A 21,121-nucleotide genomic window follows, 5' to 3' on the forward strand; every position below is an offset into this window, starting at 1 on the left:
TGATGGAAACTACGACCCTGGCCCTTGCGGAACGGATTTTTCTGACCGTTTTCCCACTCTTTGCTATTGTTCTCTGTGGTTATCTGTATGGCCGCTATAAAAAACCCGATATGGCTCTGGCCAACCAGTTAAATATGGACATCTTCGTGCCAGCACTGATCTTCTTTGTGCTGTCAGACAAATCCTTTGATCTGGTCAAATACCAGGCACTGGCATTAGCTGCCGCAATTGTCATACTGGGGTCAGGCCTGTTGATCTGGCCACTATGCAAGCTGCTGAAAGTACAACCAAAAACCTTTCTCCCACCGATGATGTTCAGCAACAGTGGTAATCTGGGGCTACCCCTGATTATCCTGGCCTTTGGCGAACAGGCTCTGCCCGCGGCGATCATGCTGTTTATTGTTGAGATGACTCTGCATTTTACCGTCGGTATCTATATGATGGATCACCGCACCCACCCCTGGCGACTGTTGCGCATGCCCATCATTATCGCCACCATCGCAGGACTTGGCTGGAGCAGTCTCAATCTCACAGTGCCCGCCTCCATCGCCACCGCGCTGGATATGCTGGGACAGATCTCGATCCCTCTGCTGTTATTCACCCTTGGGGTAAGACTGATCACGGTCGACTTCAGTGCCTGGAGAATCGGTATCACAGGTGCCATCGTCAGTCCGGCTATCGGCGTTGTCATCGCTTTTTTAATCCAGCAACTGTTACACCTTGAAGCGCAGCAGTTTGCCTATCTGATCATCTTTGGCGCGCTGCCTCCCGCAGTGCTTAACTACATTGTTGCCGAGCAGTATAACCAGGAACCGAAACAGGTCGCATCGATTGTTTTACTCGGCAATATGGGCGCACTGATCTTCATCCCCCTCACGCTGGTGTTTGTGCTATAAAAAAGGCTGCCATAAGGCAGCCTCTACAACATTTTTCACAACAATAAGTGCTTAAACCTTACTGCGGCTCATCCACCATAATGCTTTGCAGGTTTTTAGCCACAGTAGAACTGCCTATACCCTTCACATTCGCCAGTTCGTCCACTGTTTTGAACGGGCCGTTTGCTTCACGGTAATCAATGATCGCTTTCGCCTTTGCTGGCCCCACCCCCTGCAGCACTTCAGCAAGCTGATCGGCAGTGGCGGTGTTGATATTCAGCATTGGCTCGGCAGAGACTCCCAGAGGCAGACTCAGACACAGGCACAGTACTATCGATTTAAGACACGAATTCCATTTCATAGCGATTTCCTTCTGGTTAATAAAAAAACCGGTAAACACCGGCTTTACTATTAATAGCATATGACAAAAATGTGACAACTAACGTGCCGCAAGAATCTCCTGTTCGATCCGTCCCAACGCGTCAACCGGCACCTCAGCCTGGGTAACCGGCCGCCCGATAACCAAATGCGTACTACCGGCAACAATAGCCTCACCCGGGGTCATGATACGCTTCTGATCCCCCACCTCGGCATCCGCAGGACGAATTCCCGGTGTCACCAGCTGAAAGTCCGCAGAAACGAGCTGTCGCAGAGGTCTGACCTCCTGCGCCGAACAGACCACGCCATCCAGCCCGCTACTCTGCGTCAGTAGTGCAAGACGTTTAACCTGTTCGAGAGGATTAATATCCAGACCGATATCAGCCAGATCCTGCTGTTCCATACTGGTCAGTACGGTCACTGCGATCAGCAGCGTTTGCGCCCCTTGAACCTGATCCAATTCGTTGCGCGCCGCTTCCATCATCCGCCGGCCGCCGGAGGCATGCACATTAACCATCCATACCCCCATCTCAGCAGCAGCTCTAACCGCTTTTGCTGTGGTGTTAGGGATGTCATGAAATTTAAGATCCAGAAAAACCTCAAAGCCTTTGCTGTGCAATGCTTCAACCACTGCAGGCCCCGCCCGGGTAAATAACTCTTTGCCGACTTTAACACGACATCTTTCAGGGTCCAGCTGATCAGCCATCTTCAGGGCTGAAATCTGGTCCGGGTAATCCAGCGCAACAATAACCCGCTTTAAATCATTCATTCGGCTACTTCTCATACAGATTCTGATCCGGTCTACTCACCCTCAAGGCCCTGGATCGGTTTAGTCGTTCCCCAACTCTGACAGGAGGGACATTGCCAGTGCAGGGATTTACCTGAAAAACCACATCGCTGACAATTATACACCGGCTTGCTCAGTTCGAGCTGCCCCGTCAGCCCCCGCAACACCATCAGGCTTTCATTGGTCCCTTTTGAGGCGTGGGCAATATACAGATCTATCAGCTGATTAAAACCTTTCACAGAGGGCCTGTGCTTCAGCTGATCGGTAATAAAGGCTCCGGCAGGGTACGCTCCCTGCCGCTCAAGTATCATGTCAGCCTGCGCCAGCATAATAGTGGTAGATGGATACTTGCTTAACCACTGCTTCATCAGCTTTTCAAAATCAGCCATCTGATTCAACTCAGAATAACACTGCTTCAGTCGCTTTACCGTTTCCGAGAGAAACAGCGGGTCCTGCACCGCTATCCGCTTCAACTCGCGAATAGCACCTTTCCAGTCTTCCTGCCTGATGGCGATATCAGCAGATAGTAAACTGGCCCGGACACACCCCTTATCGAAGCTCAACGCTGTATTTAATTTCCCCACAGCATGACGATAGCGCTGCTGCCCAATGTAGCCCTCTGCCAGCTCACAGCAGTAGTGACTCAGCTCCACTTCAAGCCCTTCAAGCTCATCAGCACTAAGCTGCCGGGCAACCTCGATCGCACGCTGCCACTCTTTCTCTTTTTCATAAAGCTTAATCAGCAGGGATATCGCTTTTTGGTGAGTTTGCGGGCCCGGTCGCTGGGACTGAATCTCCAAGAGCAGATTTTCGGCACGATCAAAAAGACCGACGGCGAAATAATCCCGGGCCAGCGCCATTTGAATCCGCAGAAAATCGTCGCGACTAAGGTCTGACCGGGCTAACAGATTCTGATGGATCTGAATGGCACGCTCGACATCGCCTTTCTTACGAAACAGCTTAGCCAGGGCCAGATGGGCAGGTATGGTGTCTGAGTTAACTTCCAGTGCACGGATAAAGCTTTCAATCGCTTCGTCAGTTTTTTCGCTGAGAAGAAAATCGAGCCCACGAAAATACTCCTGTTGCAGGGTATTTTGCACTGGCAAGTTATTATCCCGCTGGCGACGTCCCAACAGCCAGCCGAGCGCCACCGCAATAAACAGCGGGATAATAAACAGATAATCATTCATTTTATGAAGAGCGTTTCAGTGACGCCGTGCGCAACTGATCTAGCTCCTTATCACTAGAACTGATTTTACGTTTTGCCGCTTTCAGCTTGAGTTTCAGCACCATGACAAACAGACTGCTCACCAGTACCCCGGCTATTCCGCCCACGACGAAACTCGCCATCAACCAGATCGACAGACTGGCCTCGGGCAGTGTAAAGAAGAACATATTAATACTCACCAGCTCGGTATTGAGCGTGGCGAAGGTCCAGCCACAGAACAGAAATACGATACAGAGAGCCAGCACCAGTAGCGTTTTTAACCAACGCATTTATCTACCCCTAAAGTTATTCAATCCCTTAAGACCGCCCGTTTTTCAGACTGTCATTAACCTGCTCTCGCAGTTCCTTACCTGGTTTAAAATGCGGTACATATTTAGCGTCCAGCGACACTGAATCACCGGTTTTTGGGTTACGACCGACACGAGGCGCACGGAAATGAAGGCTGAAGCTACCAAACCCCCGGATCTCAATACGATCCCCCTGAGCGAGAGATTCAGTCATATGGTCCAGCATAGTTTTAACTGCCAGCTCTACATCTTTTATTGAAAGCTGTTCATTCTGGTCAATCAAACGCTCGATCAGTTCAGACTTAGTCATGCTCACCCCCTGACAGTGGTTGGTCTGGTAACGACCAGACCTCTCATCAGAAATTATGTGTATCCGTTACTATTTCTTTTCCAGCTGAGCTCTGATGAGATCACCGATAGTCGTCGGGCCTTCAGATTCAACCTGCTGGTGCTTAATGGCATCCAGAGCCTGTTTTTCCTGCCGTTTTTCAACCTGTTTCACCGATAGAGCGATTGATCGGGTACGCCGGTCAATATTCACCACCATCACCTCGATATCCGCCCCAACGCTGAACATATGCGTCAGATCATCGACCCGCTCAAACGAGGCTTCCTGTACCTTAACGGTACCCTCTACCCCTTCGGCCAGTGTTACCACCAGCTGCTTCGGCTCAACCTGTGCAATTTTACCCTGAACCACCGCTCCTTTTGCATTGCTGGCGGTATATTCAGAAAAAGGATCACTGCCCAACTGTTTTATTCCCAGCGAGATGCGCTCTCGCTCAGAATCAACCGCCAGCACCACCGCACTCACAGTATCCCCCTTCTTATAGGCTTTTACTGCTTCATTACCGTCCTCATCCCAGGACAGGTCGGACAGGTGCACCAGGCCATCGATACCGCCATCAAGTCCGATAAAGACACCAAAATCGGTGATCGACTTGATCACACCGGTGATCTCAGTCCCTTTTGTATATCGCTCTGCGAAGGCATCCCAGGGGTTAGCCTGACACTGCTTCATCCCCAGAGAGATACGACGGCGCTGTTCATCAATATCGAGAATCATCACCTCGATCTGATCGCCGAGCTGAACCACTTTTGAGGGATGAACATTCTTATTGGTCCAGTCCATCTCAGATACATGAACCAAACCTTCAATCCCTTCCTGAATCTCAGCAAAACAGCCATAATCAGCAATATTGGTCACTTTTGCTGTCACTTTAGTACCCACCGGATGAGCCGCCTTAAACTCATCCCAGGGATCTGGAGTCAGCTGTTTCATGCCCAGGGATACGCGACTCTTGTCACGATCATAGCGCAGTACTTTCACATCGATCTCATCACCGATGCTAAGCAGTTCACTGGGATGCTTAACACGTTTCCAGGCGATATCGGTTATATGCAGTAAACCATCCACCCCTCCCAGATCGATAAAGGCACCATAATCGGTGAGGTTTTTCACCACACCTTTTACCGTCATCCCCTCATTGAGGCTTGCCAGCAGTTTCTCCCGCTCCTCATTGTAGGCGGTTTCAAGCACTGCGCGCCTGGATACAACAATATTATTACGCTTGGCGTCCAGCTTAACCAGCTTAAACTCAAGCTCTTTATTTTCTATATGAGAGGTGTCCCGCAATGGACGAATATCGACCAGAGATCCCGGCAAAAAGGCGCTGATAGAGTTCACGTCAACCGTGAAGCCGCCACGCACTTTGCCAGTGATGCGCCCGGTAATAATCTCGTCATTCTCAATCGCTTTTTCCAGCACTTCCCAGGCTTCTGCCCGTTTGGCTTTTTCACGAGAGAGCTGAGTTTCACCCGAACCGTCTTCAAGAGCGACCAGCGCAACTTTAACCTGATCACCGACTTCGATGCTCAGCTTACCCTCATCATCCAGAAACTGTCCCCGGGGGATGATCCCTTCCGACTTCAGCCCCGCATTAACGACGACAAAATCGCCATCAACCGCGACAACGGTACCTGTCACAATAGAGCCCGGTTGCATATCCAGCTCTTTCAGACTCTCTTCAAACAGCTCAGCAAAACTCTCATTCATACCGGCTAAACCTCATTTTTTGCCGTTAACGCAGACCTTTATGTCTCGCCTGATCCAGCACAGAAGCCAATACCTCTTCGATACTCAGGTCAGTCGTATCAAGGCAGATAGCATCTTCTGCAGGCTTAAGAGGCGCTACAGCACGGTTCATATCACGCGCGTCTCTTGCCTGAATATCCTCCAATATTGCCTGAAGACTAGCACCCAGACCCTTATTTATCAACTGGTTATAACGGCGGTTTGCACGCTCTTCTGCGCTGGCCGTCAAATAAACTTTCAGTGGAGCATCAGGAAAAACGACGGTGCCCATATCCCGGCCGTCGGCAATCAGCCCCGGTTCTGACACAAAAGCCCGCTGCCGCTCAAGCAGGGCGGCCCTTACCGAACCAATGGCAGCGATAACCGAGGCATCCGCACCGCACTCTTCGGTACGGATAGCGTTAGTCACCTCTTCACCCTCCAGTATGATGGAAACTTCCTGTTGATTCGCCGAGGTGCCAAACTGAACGTCCAGATGCGCAGCCAGTACCACCAGCGCATCCTCATCGTCCAGAGCAACCCCATGATGACGGGCAGCCAGACCTACCAACCGGTACAACGCCCCGCTATCAAGCAGATTCCAGCCCAGTTCACGCGCCAGTAAACTACAGATTGTTCCCTTACCTGACCCACTGGGACCATCGACTGCAATAACCGGGAAATCGCCCATATTACTTCTCCTCCTTGCGTACCCGGATACCCACGTGCTGAGCCAGCTCAATAAAATTAGGGAATGATGTGGCCACGTTTGCACATTCGCGAATCTCAATGTTCCCTGTAGCGCGCAGAGACGCTATGGTAAATGACATCGCAATGCGGTGATCGTCATGACTCTCTATCACGCCGCCACCCATTTTGCTGCCACGAATAATCGCGCCATCCGGAGTGCCTTCGATATCAGCTCCCAGTATCTTCAATCCATCCACCATCGCCTGAATACGATCACTCTCTTTGACCCGCAACTCTTCGGCACCGGTAAGCACTGTTTCACCTTCCGCACACACCGCTGCGATAAACAGCGCAGGAAATTCATCGATCGCCAGTGGTACCTGATCTTCGGGTATTTTAATCCCTGTAAGCGGCGCATAGCGGATGCGAATGTCGGCGACCGGCTCACCACCTACCTCCCGCTCATTGAGAAGTTCAAGATTACTCCCCATCGCCCGCAAAATATTGATCACACCGATCCGGGTGGGATTTATGCCGACATGCTCCAGAGTAATATCCGAGCCGGGGCAGATGGCCGCAGCCACCATAAAGAACGTTGAAGAGGAGATATCTGCCGGCACATCAATTTTTGTTGCTTTCAGACTGCCGCCACCGGCCAGAGAAACCTTATTACCGTCGACATCCACCGGGTAACCGAAACCTCGCAGCATACGCTCTGTGTGGTCCCGGGTAGGCGCAGGCTCGATAACAGTGGTCTCACCTTCGGCATAAAGACCCGCCAGCATTACACAGGATTTGACCTGAGCACTGGCCATCGGCATCTCATAACTGATCGCTTTCAGCGCCTGACCGCCCTTAATTTTTACTGGCGGGCAGCCGTTTTCTCCCGTTTCTACCTGCGCACCCATCAGGCGCAGCGGCTTAGCCACGCGCTCCATCGGACGCTTACTCAGCGACGCATCGCCACTGAGTTCGGAATCAAAGGACTGACCGGCCAGCAGACCTGACATCAGTCGAATAGTGGTGCCGGAGTTACCAACATAGATAGGCCCCGGTGGCTGACGCAGGCCGTTCATACCGACACCATAAATTTTTACTGCGCCCTGATGCGGGCCTTCAATCACAACCCCCATATCACGAAACGCCTGCAACGTCGCCAGGCTATCCTCCCCTTCCAGGAAGCCGGTAATTTCTGTCACTCCGTCGGCCAGCGATCCCAGCATAATGGAACGGTGAGAGATCGATTTGTCACCCGGAGCCCGAATAGTCCCCTGCACCTGACCACCCGGTTGTGCATAGAATGTAGTATCTTTAGTCATCATATTATTTTGCGTGTACGCTGAGCCCGATAAAATTTTTGAAAAGTGTTCCCGTGCGGCTTTAGCCCGGGTAAAGATCCCCAGCATCGCCACACTGTCTTCAGTCTCGATCGCCTTGCGCAGCCGACCAACACCCGCTGTAAATTCATCAATCTTTTGCAGGATTGCCTGCTTATTTGCCAAGCCAATATCGTGCCACATGGTAGGATCGCTGGCCGCAACACGGGTAAAATCCCTGAAGCCGCCCGCTGCATAGCGAAAAATGTCATTACAATCCTGCTCCTGCGCCAGCGTATCCACCAGGGAAAACGCCAGCAGGTGTGGCAGATGACTGGTGGCTGCCAGTACTTCATCATGCCGTTCAACATCCATCTGCAACACCTGTGCTCCGACAGCCTGCCACATTCGGGCAATCAGTGTCACAGCGTCTGAATCGCTCTGCGGCAGCGGTGTAATAATCACCTTATGATGTTCAAATAGTGTTGCATCGGCTGCAGCCACACCACTTTTCTCAGACCCCGCAATGGGGTGTCCGGGAATAAACCGGTTTGGTACACAACCAAATAGTCTTATCGCTGAGCGCACCACGTTGCCTTTAACACTGCCGACATCTGTGAGAATAGTTTCCGTCCGCAAAACTGGCAATATTTCAGCAAGCACCGTTTCAATCGCTTTCACCGGTACCGCCAGAACTATCACATCAGCCTGGGCCGCTGCCGCCAGCAGGTCTGCGGCAGCCTCGTCAACAATGCCCAGACGCAGCCCGGTCTCCAGCTCATCTTTGTCCCGGTCATATCCAATCACTGTACGGCAGATACCGCGTGTCCGCAGAGCACTCGCCAGGGAACCGCCAATCAGACCTAAACCGATAACCAGAACCCTTTCAGTCAAACATCTCACGTTGTGTTTGTCCTTCATAAACGCTGCAATACGCTGGCAAATGCCGTTAAAAAGCGACTATTCTCGTCTGCCAAACCGATCGTCACCCGCAAATGCTGAGGCATCTGATAGTTAGCGACCGGCCTGACAATCACGCCCTCCTGCAACAATTTGGCATAGACGGGCGCGGCATCGCGGCCACAATCGACACTGATAAAATTGCCCACAGAGGGGATCCAGCCAACACCCAACTGGGCCAGGCCCTGCTCCAGCTGCACCATACCGGTGCGATTCAGCTCAACACTACGCTGAAGATAGCTTGCATCGCCAAGTACCGCGGTCGCCGCTTCCAGTGCGGGAATATTGACATTAAAGGGCTGACGCACCCGGTTCAGCAGATCGGTAATCGCCGGATTCGCCACCGCATAACCTATTCGCAAGGCCGCCAGTCCGAAGGCTTTCGAGAAAGTCCGGGTCACCACCAGATTGGGAAAACCTGCCTGCAACTGAACTCCCGAAAGATAATCGGCCTCGGTCACATACTCCAGATAAGCCTCGTCCAGAACCACCACAACATCGTCAGGCACTTTCTCCATAAACGCCTGCAGCGCCTGACCACTAAACCAGGTGCCGGTGGGGTTATTGGGATTTGCCAGGAAGATGATGCGGGTTTTCTCCGTGATTGCAGCCGCCATGGCATCAAGATCGTGACCCCATTCCCGGGCGGGCACAACGACAGAGGTAGCGCCGGTTGACTGAGCCACCAGCATATACACAACAAAAGCGTGCTGGGAGTAGATAACTTCATCACCAGGAACAATAAACGCCCGCCCTATAAGCTCCAGAACATCGTTCGAACCATTGCCCAGGGTGATGGTGTCCGGACTGATACCATAGTGCTCTGACAGGGCCTGTTTCAGTTTATAACCACTGGCATCGGGGTAACGGCAGCTTTCACCCAGAGCCGCCTGCACTGCGGCCATTGCAACCGGGCTTGGCCCCATAGGGTTTTCATTGCTGGCCAGTTTAATACTGTTGCTGATACCCAGCTCGCGTTCCAGCTCCTCAACCGGTTTACCGGGTTGATACGGATGCAGCCCCTGAACGCCAGGGGTTGCCAATTGATAGAAATCACATGCCATTTATTTAGCTCCGAATCAGAGTACGGCAACCGGGTATGACCCCAGCAATTTAAGTTCTACAGTATCAGACTGCAGCTCTTGCAGTACGTTCTGTATATGCTGATTGGCTGCATGCCCTTCAAAATCGATATAAAACACTGAATGTGGACTTTCGGGACTGGCCGGCCGGGTCTCAATACCCGTCAGACTGATCTTATGTTGATGAAAGTGCTGCAATAACTCATAGAGCGCGCCCGCTTTATCGGGCACCGTTACCAGTATTGAGGTCTTGTCATGACCGCTTTCACCAACATCCTGATCACCAATAATAAGATAACGGGTGCTGTTATCCGACTGATCATCAATATTCCTGGCAACAATATTCAACTGATACAGATCAGCCACCAGATCACTGGCAATCGCCACCGCTTCAGTCCCATGCTGAATGGCCATACGCGCCGCTTCTGCATTACTGCTGACCAGAATCCGCTCAGCGGCAAGAAAATGGGTATCCAGCCAGCTGCGACACTGCGACAACGTCTGTTGTGGCAGATAGATCCGGGTAATATTATCCAGCCCCTCTTCCGCCGCACGCAGCACATGATGGTGAATGCGCAGCTCCACTTCGCCACAGATTTTAAGATTGAACCGCTTAAACAGGTCCAGTGTATGAGTGACCACGCCTTCAGAAGAGCTCTCAATTGGCACAACACCGTAGTGGGCTCCGCCAGACTCAACTTCACGAAAAACCTCATCATTAGTGCTGAAAGGGATGCAGTGGGCTGAATGCCCGAAATGTTTACTGGCCGCCTGTTGAGTAAAGGTTCCCTCAGGCCCCAGAAACGCCACATGCATCGGTTTTTCCAGCGCCAGACACACCGACATAATTTCACGAAACAGCCGGGCTACTTCATGATCGGCCAGCGGCCCGTCATTGCGCTGCATAACCCGGCGCAACACCTGAGCTTCCCGTTCAGGGCGATAAAAAACTGCCTCCCGATCGCCCTGATATCGCTCTTTCACCTCAGCAACACTCTGCGCGCATCGCGCACGGTCATTCAGCAGCGCGTGGATCTGCTGGTCGATCGAATCGATCTGATCCCGCAGAAACTTCAGTTCAGTTTCCTGATCACTCATCCTATACCGTCCTCTGCTATCGGGCTTAGCCGTGACGCTGCGAAAAGTCCTGCATAAAGGCGATCAGCGCATCAACCGCCTCTTCGGGGACCGCGTTATAGATACTTGCCCGCATCCCCCCTACTGAACGATGCCCCGGAAGGTTCAGCAAGCCCTGCTCCTGAGCTTCTTGCAGAAAACGTTTATCCAGGTCAGCATTGGCCAGAATAAAGGGCACATTCATCCATGACCGCACAGGTGTCGCCACCGGGTTTGAGTAGAAAGGGTTACTATCAATAGCAGTATAGAGCTTTTCCGCTTTGCGTCGGTTAATCTCAGCAATCCCTTCAACGCCACCCTGCGCTTTCAGCCATATAAAAACCAGACCAGCCAGATACCAGCCAAAGGTTGGCGGGGTATTAAGCATGGAATCAGCATCGGCATTCACTTTGTAATCATAGAGCGCCGGCGTTGCTGGCAAAACATTCCCCAACAGATCTTCCCGAACAATAACCACTGTCAGCCCTGCCGGACCGATATTTTTCTGTGCACCGGCATAGATCATACCAAAGCGACTAACATCAACAGGGCGGGACAATATATTGGATGACATATCGGCCACCAGCGGAACATCTCCGGTGTCCGGGATGTAATCAAATTCAACGCCGCGGATGGTTTCATTTGGCGTGTAATGCACATAGGCCGCATCAGGATTAAGCTTCAACTCATGCTGCGCCGGAGCGCTGGTGAAATTATTCTCCGCCGTGGTGGCGGCAACGTTTACCTCGCAATAGCGAGATGCTTCCTGTATCGCCTTCTTCGACCAGTCACCGGTATTAATATAGTCGGCGCTGGTTTTTCCCCGCAGCAGGTTCATAGGGATCATGCTGAACTGACTGCTGGCGCCACCCTGCATAAACAGCACCTTATAATTATCCGGAATCTGCATCAGATCCCGCAGATCCTGTTCCGCCTCCGCTGCGACACCGACAAACTCATCGCTGCGGTGACTCATCTCCATGATGGAAAGACCCAGGCCATGCCAGTCTAAAAGTTCTTGCTGAGCCTGCTTGAGGACATCTTCAGGCAGTGCAGAGGGACCCGCACTGAAATTATAATTACGTGTCATTATGATAGATCTGCTACAAAGTTCGTATTAACGATCAGAAAAAAGTTTCACTCAGAGAGATGAAACAGATTCTATTAAAAATCAGCCACACAGGTCCGATACAAAAATGTGCGGCCGGAGCCGCACATTAGTTTAACCACCGGGGTTATTCTTCGGTGTCGCTGGCGGGCGTTTCAGGTGAGTCGGAGGGGTTATCATCACCGTCAACAACCGGCCCCGCCTCCCCTTCGATGACGCCTGCCTCTATCAGCTCTTCCTCTGACACCTCAGGCTCCTCAATCCGCGCCACACCTACCAGATTTTCACCCTCAGCCACCCGGATAACACGGACCCCCTGAGTATTACGACCCAGTACAGAGATCTCATCACTACGGGTGCGAACCAGCGTACCCTGATCACTGATCAGCATCACATCATCGCCTTCAAACATCTGTACCGCGCCGATCAGCGCGCCATTACGGTCAGTACACTGCATCGCAATCACGCCCTGACCACCACGACCATAGGTGGGGAAGTCTTCAACGGCGGTCTGCTTACCGAAGCCATTGATACTGGTGGTCAGAATGCGGCCGTTTTCCTGCGGAATAATCAGCGAGATAACCCGGGCATCATTCTTCAGTTTGATACCGCGAACCCCCCGTGCGGTACGACCCATTGGGCGCACATCATCTTCAGGGAAACGGATCGATTTACCCTCACTGGAGACCAGCATCACCTCAGCGGTGCCATCGGTGATAGCGGCACCGATCAGGGTATCCCCCTCATCCAGCGCCAGCGCAATCAGACCGGTGGAACGGGGACGGGAGAAGTTAACCAGTGGAGTCTTCTTCACGGTTCCGTCAGCGGTTGCCATAAACACATAGTGCTCATCCGCATACTCATTCACCGGCAGAATGGTGGTAATACGCTCACCCTCCTGCAACGGCAGAATATTCACGATTGGCCGGCCTCTGGCCGCCCGGCTCGCCTGGGGAATCTCATACACTTTCAGCCAGTACACTTTACCCAGATTGGTAAAGCAGAGAATCGTGTCATGGGTACTGGCGATCAGCAGTTTCTCGATGAAATCTTCATCTTTAACGGCCGTCGCAGAGCGCCCCTTACCACCACGACGCTGAGCCTGATACATCGTCAGCGGCTGGGTCTTGGCATAACCACCGTGCGAGATGGTAACCACCATATCCTCTTCAGCGATCAGATCGGCAACCGTAAAGTCCTGCTGCGAAGCGATCACATCGGTGCGACGCTCATCGCCATACTCTTCAACAATCAGCTCCAGCTCTTCACGAATTACTTCCATCAACCGTTCGGGGCTGTTGAGAATGGCCAGCAGCTCTGCGATCCGATCCAGCAGTTCACGATACTCCGCAATCAGCTTGTCATGTTCCAGACCGGTCAGACGGTGCAGACGCAACTCAAGGATGGCCTGCGCCTGCGCCGGAGACAGATGATAAACCCCATCGTGCATGCCATACTGAGCTTCCAGATCTTCCGGACGACAGGCATTCTCACCCGCCCGTTCCAGCATCACCGTCACCTCACCTGGCTGCCACGAGGTTTCGATCAGACGCTCTTTGGCTTCCGCCGGAGTAGGCGAGCTCTTGATCATCTCGATAACGGCATCGATATTGGCCAGCGCAATCGCCAGACCTTCCAGGATATGCCCCCGCTCACGCGCTTTGCGCAGCAGGTAAACGGTACGACGGGTCACCACTTCGCGGCGGTGACGGATAAAGCATTCCAGAATTGACTTCAGGTCCAGCGTGCGCGGCTGTCCATCAACCAGCGCCACCATGTTGATACCGAAAACGTTCTGCAGCTGAGTCTGAATAAAGAGGTTGTTCACCACAACTTCAGACACTTCACCTTTGCGCAGCTCAACAACGATGCGCATGCCGTCCTTATCGGACTCATCACGCAGTTCGGTAATCCCTTCGAGCTTCTTCTCTTTAACCAACTCAGCGATCTTCTCGATCAGCCGCGCCTTGTTAACCTGATAGGGGATCTCAGTAAAGATAATCGACTCTTTACCGTTTTTATCATTGGTCTCGATATGGTGCTTAGCCCGCAGATAGATCCGTCCACGACCGGTCTGATAGGCCTGCAGAATACCCGCGCGGCCATTGATAATGGCTCCGGTCGGAAAGTCCGGTGCCGGGATATATTCCATAAGGCCATCGATACCGAGATCCGGATTATCAATCAGCGCAATACAACCACGTACGATTTCGCCCAGATTATGGGGCGGAATATTGGTTGCCATACCCACGGCGATACCTGCAGAACCATTGACCAGCAGTGTTGGCACCTTGGTAGGCAACACTTCCGGAATCTGTTCCGTGCCATCATAGTTGGGTACAAAATCAACGGTTTCTTTATCGAGATCGGCCAGCAACTCGTGCGAGATCTTGGCCATGCGGATCTCGGTATAACGCATCGCCGCAGCGGAATCACCATCCACTGAGCCGAAGTTACCCTGACCGTCGACCAGCATATAGCGCATCGAAAACGGCTGAGCCATCCGCACGATGGTGTCATACACTGCACTATCACCATGAGGGTGATATTTACCGATTACGTCACCCACCACACGGGCAGATTTTTTGTACGCCTTATTCCAGTCGTTGCCCAGTTCGCTCATGGCGAACAGCACCCGACGGTGTACTGGCTTAAGTCCATCCCGTACGTCTGGTAACGCACGCCCCACGATTACGCTCATGGCGTAATCCAGATATGACTGCTTCAGTTCATCTTCGATGTTTACTGGCAGAATCTCTCTGGCTAAATCACCCATAATAGCTCTGGCTATCCTTGAATCTGACTGCTGAGAATTAAGTGGTTAATCCCACCCTGAAAGCGGTAAACCATAAGCCCGCGAGTATACCATAAAGAAATGGCAATATTCTCGCAAAATTAAGGTCTTGGACACCTGAATCAGGGTTATCAGCAGGAACCCGCCAGACAATCTGTATTCGCCCCTCCAGCGGTGCTAGAATGGCGCAGAATTTTCTCCAGACACTAGCCTTTGGCGGCATATTATGACTGATACACAAAGCAACAACGGCGCAAATATCGATCCTCAGGAGATAGCGAAATTTGAAGAACTGGCCAGCCGCTGGTGGGACCGCGAAAGTGAGTTCAAACCCCTGCATGACATCAACCCACTGCGGGTGGACTTTATCGACCGTATCGCCTCGCTGAATGGCAAAACCGTACTGGATGTCGGCTGTGGTGGCGGCATTCTCTCCGAAGCGATGGCTCACCGGGGTGCCGCAGTGACCGGCATCGATATGGGAGAAGCGCCCCTCAAGGTTGCCAAACTGCACGGCCTGGAAAGCGGCGTCAACGTCTCTTACCGCCAGGTCACCGTGGAACAGCTGGCCACCGAGCAGCCACAGAGTTTCGATATCGTCACCTGCATGGAGATGATGGAGCATGTACCTGACCCATCATCTATTGTTGATGCCTGCAGCCAGTTGGTAAAGCCTGGCGGTTACGTGTTTTTCTCCACTCTCAACCGCAACCCTAAAAGCTATATGATGGCGATTGTCGGGGCAGAACACCTGCTTAAGCTCGTACCCAAAGGCACCCACGATTTCAAGAAATTTATCCGCCCTTCCGAGCTGGCAAGCTGGATACGCCAGAGCGGCCTGCAGAGCGAAAAAATAACCGGCCTGACATACAACCCACTGAGCAAAGCTTACAAACTTAACGACCGGGATGTGGATGTCAATTACATGGTCGCTACCCGCAAGCCGGACTGAACAATGAACAGAGCCCTGCCAGAAGCCGTACTGTTCGACCTTGACGGCACACTGCTTGATACCGCACCGGATTTTCACCATGTAATCAATCAGCTTCTGGCCGAGCAGCAGCAACCGCCTGTCAGCTATGATTTCCTCAGAGGTTACGTCTCCAATGGTGCCCGGGCGATGGTCTGCGCAGCATTCCAAACCGACGAGCATACGACCGATTTCGACACACTGCATCAACGGATGCTGGAGCTCTACCTGCAACACCTGGACGTAGACACAAAACCGTTTCCCGGCATACAAAACCTGCTCAACTGGCTGGGGGAGAACAGCATCCCCTGGGGGATCGTGACCAACAAACCCGAGCGTTATACCACGCCGCTGATGCAGGGACTGAACCTGCAACCGGCCGCAGGCACCGTGATCTGCCCGGATCATGTGCGCGAGAAAAAACCCCATCCGGAAGCCCTGTTCCTGGCCTGTAATAAGCTGGGAATAACACCGGAACGCAGTGTATATATCGGCGACCATCGCAGGGATATTGAAGCAGGACTCAATGCTGGCATGCAGACGATTGCGGCCAGTTACGGCTATATTGATAGCGGCGAAAATATCGTCAGCTGGAACAGCCATTACCGGGTAGATCACGCTGATGAGATCCGCCCGATTTTAGAAACCCTTTATTGCAACCGCTAAGTAAAATATAAGGCCAGACCGAACCATCAGTGCGCAACAAACGACAGAGCACACCGGCCAGCCACTCAACCTTAGCCTTCAGACACAGGAGCTGTCATGTACGATTATCAGGCACCGGAAAACTTACTGCAGGACAAAATTATTCTGGTTACCGGAGCTGGCAGCGGTATCGGGCGGGCGGCAGCCCTTAGCTACGCCGCTCACGGCGCCACCGTTATTCTGCTGGGTCGGACCGAAGAAAAACTGAATGCCGTATACGATGAGATAGAAGCCGCCGGTTACCCTCAGGCAGCTATTATCACGCTTAACCTGGAAACCGCCGGCGAAACTGACTTTGATAATCTCGCGGCCACACTGGAACAGGAGTTTGGCAGAGTTGACGGGATCTTACACAATGCCGGAACCCTCGGCATCCGCACACCAGTTGAGAGCTATGACCCGGTTATCTGGCAGCAGGTGATGCAGGTTAATGTCAACAGCACCTTTATGCTGACTCAGGCACTACTGTCGCTGACAGACGCATCAGAAGACGCTTCTATCATCTTCACCTCCTCCGGGGTCGGCCGCAAAGGCAAAGCATTCTGGGGCGCTTATGCTGTGTCTAAATTCGCCACCGAAGGCCTGATGCAGGTGCTCGCGGATGAACTGGAGCACAACCCCAATATCCGCGTCAACGCCATCAATCCCGGCGCGACCCGAACCGATATGAGAGCCAATGCTTATCCGGCTGAAAATCCGGAAAGCAATCCAACCCCACAAGAGATCATGCCCCTCTACCTCTACCTGATGGGTCGTGACAGCCGTTCGGTCAACGGCCAGTCACTCGATGCCCAATAACGTTCAGGCCCTTCATACATAAAAAAACGCAGCTTCAGAATGAAGCTGCGTTTTGGTTTTACCTTTCAGAGCGCTTCGGGCCGACAGAGCGGCGTGTCTTCTGTCGTTTTGCCCGCCGCTCAGCGGCGTCTTTCTCTTTCACCGATAGCGGCTTGTTATGCTTCTGTTTCATGTCCATCATACTGGACAGCATATTAATCTCTTTCTGTGACAACTCCTTCCAGTGCCCCGCCTTAACCTCACTGGGCAGGAAGAACGGTCCGTAACGCACACGTTTGAGGCGACTCACCTGAACCTCCTGAGACTCCCACAAACGCCGTACTTCGCGATTACGTCCCTCCATAATACAGACGTGATACCACTTGTTAGCGCCTTCACCATTAAAAAACTGCACATCGGTAAAGCGGGCCATACCATCATCCAGCAGCACCCCTTTTTTCAGTCGTGTAATCATCGCCTCATCGACTTCACCCAGAATGCGCACCGCATACTCACGATCAATATTCGCAGAGGGGTGCATCAGGTTATTAGCCAATTCACCATCAGTAGTGAACAACAACAGGCCTGAGGTATTGATATCCAGTCGCCCCACAGCGATCCAGCGCCCCTGTTTCAGCGGCGGCAGATGATCAAACACCGTAGGACGCCCTTCCGGATCATGGCGGGTCGCCACCTCACCTAATGGCTTATTATAAATAAGCACCCGGCGCTCACTATCACGATCAAACACCATTTTCTGTGCCTGCCCGTCAACTTCTACTTCATCCCGAACCGAGACTCTGTCGCCGAGCGTTGCAACCTGGCCGTTCACAACAATACGACCAGCGTCTATCCAACGTTCCATCTCACGACGTGAACCCAATCCGGAACGCGCCAAAACTTTCTGCAGTTTTTCGTCTGTCACCGACGCATCCTCACATATAAGAAACCTGAAAAAGGTTTCTGAAAAAAACAAACAAAAAAGCTCCTCGACGCTGTGCCGAAGAGCTTTTTAATAATAACGGAAAGGAGTGATTAAATTAAGAAGTCTTCTTTCGTTTTACCTTTGGCAAAAGCAGCCTGAAATACTGCAGGAGTCCGGCCACGCCCCGACCACTGATGCACTTCGCCATTTTCATCCTTAATCTGATACTTAGGTGCGACCTTTTTCTTAACCGGCGCATCAACCAGAACCATCAGATCATCCAGACCAATACCTGCCTCCTGCATGCTCTGCTTAATTGCTTCAATTTTTTCTGCGCGCTCACGCTCAACTGCCAGCAATTCCTCTTCCTGTGCCTGCTTTTCTTCCAGAATTTCAGTCAGATCGGCAATGGCTTTTTCAATATCAGCACTGGAAAGTGTCTGACACTGTTTACGCAGTGAGTTTTTACGGGTAAGAAGTTTCACAAAGTCGGTCATTATAAATCACCAATATAAAATTAGTTTGGGAACAGGCCTGAATTATTGATTATGTATTACTTTTTTTCAATAAAAACTTATTAAGTTTATTTATTCAAAATCAGAAACATCACCGGCACCACGCCGAATAATGACAGGCACATCATCTACCAGATTAATCACAGAGGTCGCTTCCATTCCGCAATAGCCACCATCAATAACAAGATCAACCTCATGCTGTAACAGATCCCGGATTTCATAAGGATCTATCAACGGCAGCTCCTCCCCGGGCATAATAAGGGAGGTACTCATTATCGGCTCGCCTAATGCATCCATGAGCTGCAAAGCGATATTATTCTGTGGAATTCTAAGACCTATTGTGCGTCGTTTAGGATGTAATAAACGGCGCGGCACTTCCGTTGTCGCATTTAAAATAAAAGTATATGCGCCCGGTGTCATAGCTTTTAGCAAGCGGTATACCGAGTTATTTACTTTAGCATACGTGCCAATTTCAGACAGGTCACGACAGACCAGTGTAAAGTTATGCTTATCATCCAGTTTGCGGATACGCTTAATCTTATCAACAGCCGACTTATCTCCCAGATGGCAGCCTAAGGCATAAGCACAATCGGTAGGATAAACAACAACCCCACCTTTTTTTATGATATCAACAGCCTGATTGATCAGACGCGACTGGGGATTGTCAGGATGGATCTGAAACAGCTGGCTCACGGGAAACCCTTCCACAAATGTAATTAAATCTATTTTACTGAATATTCAGTTAATCCTGAAGCAATTTAGAAAGCACATGGGGATTATTGCTACTATAACGTGGATATTTTCCAATACCCGTCCAGTGAAACTGCCTTTTATGGAAATCACTGCCCGCTGATACCATCAGTTTATGTTTTGAGGCGAGCTTATCCAGCTGCAACAGATGCCCTGACTCAATACCCGGATAGCTTATTTCAATTGCATCACCACCCTGCTCAGAAAAGGCACCTGTTAATAGCCTCACCTTAGTAAAGGTCATATTATATTTTGTCGGGTGTGCCAGAACCGCGATTCCTCCAGCCTGATGAATAATATCAATCGCCTGCTCCATTGTTGGCCAGTCAACTTTAACATCACCTATTTTCCCGGCACCTAAATAACGGTTGAAGGCTTGCGTTTCATTATTAACTACACCAGCTTCTACCATCGCAAAAGCAAAATGAGGGCGACCAATCTGACCACTTCCAGCCAACTCCAACGCCCGGGGAAGCAGATCGGGAATATTACGCTTACACAGCCTTTTCGAAATAAGACTGGCGCGAACCAGACGTAGTTCATCAATTTTTTTCAGGTAGTTTGTCAACGCTGCATCCGTTTCATCAAACCCCAGGCCGATGATATGCACCATACTCCTGCCCCACTGAGAGGTCAGTTCGGTTCCCGCTATCGCCTGAATCTCATACTCAACTGCTGCTGACTTAAACTCCCTGACTCCGACAACAGTATCATGGTCGGTAATCGCGAATACGCCAACCCCTTTATCAGCAGCCCCTTTAAGCAGCTCAGCGGGCGTCAGCTCACCATCGGAGTAGCAGGAGTGACAATGAAGGTCACTGAAAGGCAATTCCCCACAGGATTCGGGTTTATAACTTAACTGGCTCACTCTATAATCGACCCACTTCTAATCAAAAAAATGTTGTTATGAAACTACTTCTGGATTTTCTGCCGGTCATTATCTTCTTTATCGTCTATAAAAGCACCGACGATATCATTCTGGCCACCGCGGTTTTGATTCCCGCCACCCTGCTACAGATGCTCTACACCTGGATAAAGACCCATAAGATCGAGATGATTCAATTAGTCACGCTTGGATTAGTCGTTATTCTGGGTGGGGCTACTATACTGTTTCAGGATAAAACCTTTATTCAGTGGAAACCCACCGTCGTCACCTGGCTGTTCGCCCTGGCGTTTCTGGGAAGTCAGTTTATCGGCACGAAAACCATCATTCAGCGACTCATGGATGGCACCATTGAAATGCCTTCCCGAGCCTGGACACAACTGAATATTGCCTGGATCATATTCTACCTTATTCTGGGTGGTGTAAACCTGTATGTGGCCTATACTATGAGCGAAGAAACCTGGGTCAACTTCAAACTGTTCGGCATGCTGGGGCTTACTCTGATCTTTATTTTGCTGCAGGGCTTCTACATTTCAAAACATATCAAGCCCGACAGCAACGAAAACCACAGCGAAAACTAAGGATGTCATAATGCTTTACGCCATTATCAGCGAAGATAACCCCGGGACTCTTGAACAGCGCATGGCAGCCAGACCTGATCACCTGGCTCGTCTTGAAACTCTGCGGGATGCAGGGAAACTTCTGGTTGCCGGACCACACCCGGCAATTGACAGCGAAGATCCAGGCCCTGCAGGCTTCACTGGCAGCCTTGTCATCGCAGAATTTGAATCGTTATCACAGGCACAGTCCTGGGCAGACCAGGATCCTTATATAAAAGCAGGTGTTTATCGACAGGTGATGGTAAAACCATACAAAAAAGTTTTACCATAGTGTCGCTTTT

General features: G+C 51.3%; 22 protein-coding genes. 6 read left to right on the forward strand and 16 right to left on the reverse strand.

Features of this window, described 5'->3' with window-relative positions; genetic code table 11:
* Positions 1 to 2: 2 nt before the first annotated feature.
* Positions 3 to 896: an AEC family transporter gene (locus tag JW499_RS13230; RefSeq protein WP_205211053.1), complete on the forward strand. Its 894-nt coding sequence runs from the start codon at positions 3 to 5 to the stop codon at positions 894 to 896.
* Positions 897 to 954: 58 nt separating this feature from the next.
* Here JW499_RS13230 and JW499_RS13235 read toward each other — a convergent pair whose 3' ends face one another.
* The 12 genes from JW499_RS13235 to gyrA form a co-directional block, all read right to left on the reverse strand.
* Positions 955 to 1,236 carry a ComEA family DNA-binding protein gene (locus JW499_RS13235; protein WP_091359785.1) on the reverse strand — a complete coding sequence of 94 codons (282 nt, stop codon included), beginning with the start codon at positions 1,234 to 1,236 and terminating at the stop codon, positions 955 to 957.
* 78 nt (positions 1,237 to 1,314) lie between these two features.
* On the reverse strand, positions 1,315 to 2,022 hold the full coding sequence (pyrF, locus tag JW499_RS13240) for an orotidine-5'-phosphate decarboxylase (protein ID WP_205211054.1): 708 nt from the start codon (positions 2,020 to 2,022) through the stop codon (positions 1,315 to 1,317).
* A gap of 32 nt (positions 2,023 to 2,054) precedes the next feature.
* Positions 2,055 to 3,230 (reverse strand): lipopolysaccharide assembly protein LapB, encoded by a 1,176-nt coding sequence (gene lapB, locus JW499_RS13245; protein WP_205211055.1) that lies wholly within the window; start codon positions 3,228 to 3,230, stop codon positions 2,055 to 2,057.
* A 1-nt stretch (position 3,231) separates the two neighbouring features.
* A complete protein-coding gene (locus JW499_RS13250) occupies positions 3,232 to 3,537 on the reverse strand; it encodes a lipopolysaccharide assembly protein LapA domain-containing protein (RefSeq protein WP_091359793.1) in 306 nt (101 codons plus the stop codon).
* 28 nt (positions 3,538 to 3,565) lie between these two features.
* Positions 3,566 to 3,865 (reverse strand): integration host factor subunit beta, encoded by a 300-nt coding sequence (gene ihfB, locus JW499_RS13255; RefSeq protein ID WP_091359794.1) that lies wholly within the window; start codon positions 3,863 to 3,865, stop codon positions 3,566 to 3,568.
* Positions 3,866 to 3,934: 69 nt separating this feature from the next.
* A complete protein-coding gene (gene rpsA, locus JW499_RS13260) occupies positions 3,935 to 5,611 on the reverse strand; it encodes a 30S ribosomal protein S1 (RefSeq protein ID WP_205211056.1) in 1,677 nt (558 codons plus the stop codon).
* Between the two features lie 25 nt (positions 5,612 to 5,636).
* Positions 5,637 to 6,320, reverse strand: coding sequence for a (d)CMP kinase (gene cmk, locus JW499_RS13265; protein ID WP_205211057.1), 684 nt, complete (start codon positions 6,318 to 6,320; stop codon positions 5,637 to 5,639).
* A gap of 1 nt (position 6,321) precedes the next feature.
* Positions 6,322 to 8,538 carry a bifunctional prephenate dehydrogenase/3-phosphoshikimate 1-carboxyvinyltransferase gene (locus JW499_RS13270; protein WP_332874008.1) on the reverse strand — a complete coding sequence of 739 codons (2,217 nt, stop codon included), beginning with the start codon at positions 8,536 to 8,538 and terminating at the stop codon, positions 6,322 to 6,324.
* A 14-nt stretch (positions 8,539 to 8,552) separates the two neighbouring features.
* Complete coding sequence (gene hisC / locus JW499_RS13275) at positions 8,553 to 9,659, reverse strand: histidinol-phosphate transaminase (protein WP_205211059.1); 1,107 nt, start codon at positions 9,657 to 9,659, stop codon at positions 8,553 to 8,555.
* 15 nt (positions 9,660 to 9,674) lie between these two features.
* Positions 9,675 to 10,775 (reverse strand): prephenate dehydratase, encoded by a 1,101-nt coding sequence (gene pheA, locus JW499_RS13280; RefSeq protein ID WP_205211060.1) that lies wholly within the window; start codon positions 10,773 to 10,775, stop codon positions 9,675 to 9,677.
* A gap of 25 nt (positions 10,776 to 10,800) precedes the next feature.
* Complete coding sequence (gene serC, locus JW499_RS13285) at positions 10,801 to 11,883, reverse strand: 3-phosphoserine/phosphohydroxythreonine transaminase (protein ID WP_205211061.1); 1,083 nt, start codon at positions 11,881 to 11,883, stop codon at positions 10,801 to 10,803.
* Positions 11,884 to 12,028: 145 nt separating this feature from the next.
* On the reverse strand, positions 12,029 to 14,677 hold the full coding sequence (gene gyrA / locus JW499_RS13290; RefSeq protein WP_205211062.1) for a DNA gyrase subunit A: 2,649 nt from the start codon (positions 14,675 to 14,677) through the stop codon (positions 12,029 to 12,031).
* A 244-nt stretch (positions 14,678 to 14,921) separates the two neighbouring features.
* Between gyrA and ubiG the strand changes: the two genes are divergently transcribed.
* The 3 genes from ubiG to JW499_RS13305 all read left to right on the forward strand — a co-directional run bounded on the left by ubiG (position 14,922) and on the right by JW499_RS13305 (position 17,168).
* Positions 14,922 to 15,647 (forward strand): bifunctional 2-polyprenyl-6-hydroxyphenol methylase/3-demethylubiquinol 3-O-methyltransferase UbiG, encoded by a 726-nt coding sequence (gene ubiG, locus JW499_RS13295; RefSeq protein ID WP_205211063.1) that lies wholly within the window; start codon positions 14,922 to 14,924, stop codon positions 15,645 to 15,647.
* A gap of 3 nt (positions 15,648 to 15,650) precedes the next feature.
* A complete protein-coding gene (locus tag JW499_RS13300; protein WP_205211064.1) occupies positions 15,651 to 16,331 on the forward strand; it encodes an HAD family hydrolase in 681 nt (226 codons plus the stop codon).
* A 96-nt stretch (positions 16,332 to 16,427) separates the two neighbouring features.
* On the forward strand, positions 16,428 to 17,168 hold the full coding sequence (locus tag JW499_RS13305; protein ID WP_205211065.1) for a YciK family oxidoreductase: 741 nt from the start codon (positions 16,428 to 16,430) through the stop codon (positions 17,166 to 17,168).
* 58 nt (positions 17,169 to 17,226) lie between these two features.
* On the opposite strand, the gene rluB is transcribed toward JW499_RS13305, so the two are convergent.
* The 4 genes from rluB to JW499_RS13325 form a co-directional block, all read right to left on the reverse strand.
* A complete protein-coding gene (gene rluB / locus JW499_RS13310) occupies positions 17,227 to 18,072 on the reverse strand; it encodes a 23S rRNA pseudouridine(2605) synthase RluB (protein ID WP_205211066.1) in 846 nt (281 codons plus the stop codon).
* A gap of 110 nt (positions 18,073 to 18,182) precedes the next feature.
* Complete coding sequence (locus tag JW499_RS13315; RefSeq protein ID WP_205211067.1) at positions 18,183 to 18,569, reverse strand: H-NS histone family protein; 387 nt, start codon at positions 18,567 to 18,569, stop codon at positions 18,183 to 18,185.
* A 90-nt stretch (positions 18,570 to 18,659) separates the two neighbouring features.
* Complete coding sequence (locus JW499_RS13320; RefSeq protein ID WP_091359821.1) at positions 18,660 to 19,280, reverse strand: L-threonylcarbamoyladenylate synthase; 621 nt, start codon at positions 19,278 to 19,280, stop codon at positions 18,660 to 18,662.
* Between the two features lie 49 nt (positions 19,281 to 19,329).
* Positions 19,330 to 20,205, reverse strand: a complete 876-nt coding sequence (locus JW499_RS13325; RefSeq protein ID WP_205211068.1) for a PHP domain-containing protein — start codon at positions 20,203 to 20,205, stop codon at positions 19,330 to 19,332.
* Between the two features lie 38 nt (positions 20,206 to 20,243).
* Here JW499_RS13325 and JW499_RS13330 point away from each other — a divergent pair, with 38 nt between their 5' ends.
* Both JW499_RS13330 and JW499_RS13335 read left to right on the forward strand, forming a co-directional pair.
* Positions 20,244 to 20,801, forward strand: a complete 558-nt coding sequence (locus JW499_RS13330) for a septation protein A (protein ID WP_205211069.1) — start codon at positions 20,244 to 20,246, stop codon at positions 20,799 to 20,801.
* Positions 20,802 to 20,811: 10 nt separating this feature from the next.
* Positions 20,812 to 21,111: a YciI family protein gene (locus tag JW499_RS13335; protein WP_205211070.1), complete on the forward strand. Its 300-nt coding sequence runs from the start codon at positions 20,812 to 20,814 to the stop codon at positions 21,109 to 21,111.
* Positions 21,112 to 21,121 lie beyond the last annotated feature (10 nt).

Origin of the sequence: Amphritea pacifica, assembly GCF_016924145.1 — a bacterium.
GTDB classification, from domain to species: Bacteria; Pseudomonadota; Gammaproteobacteria; order Pseudomonadales; family Balneatricaceae; genus Amphritea; species Amphritea pacifica.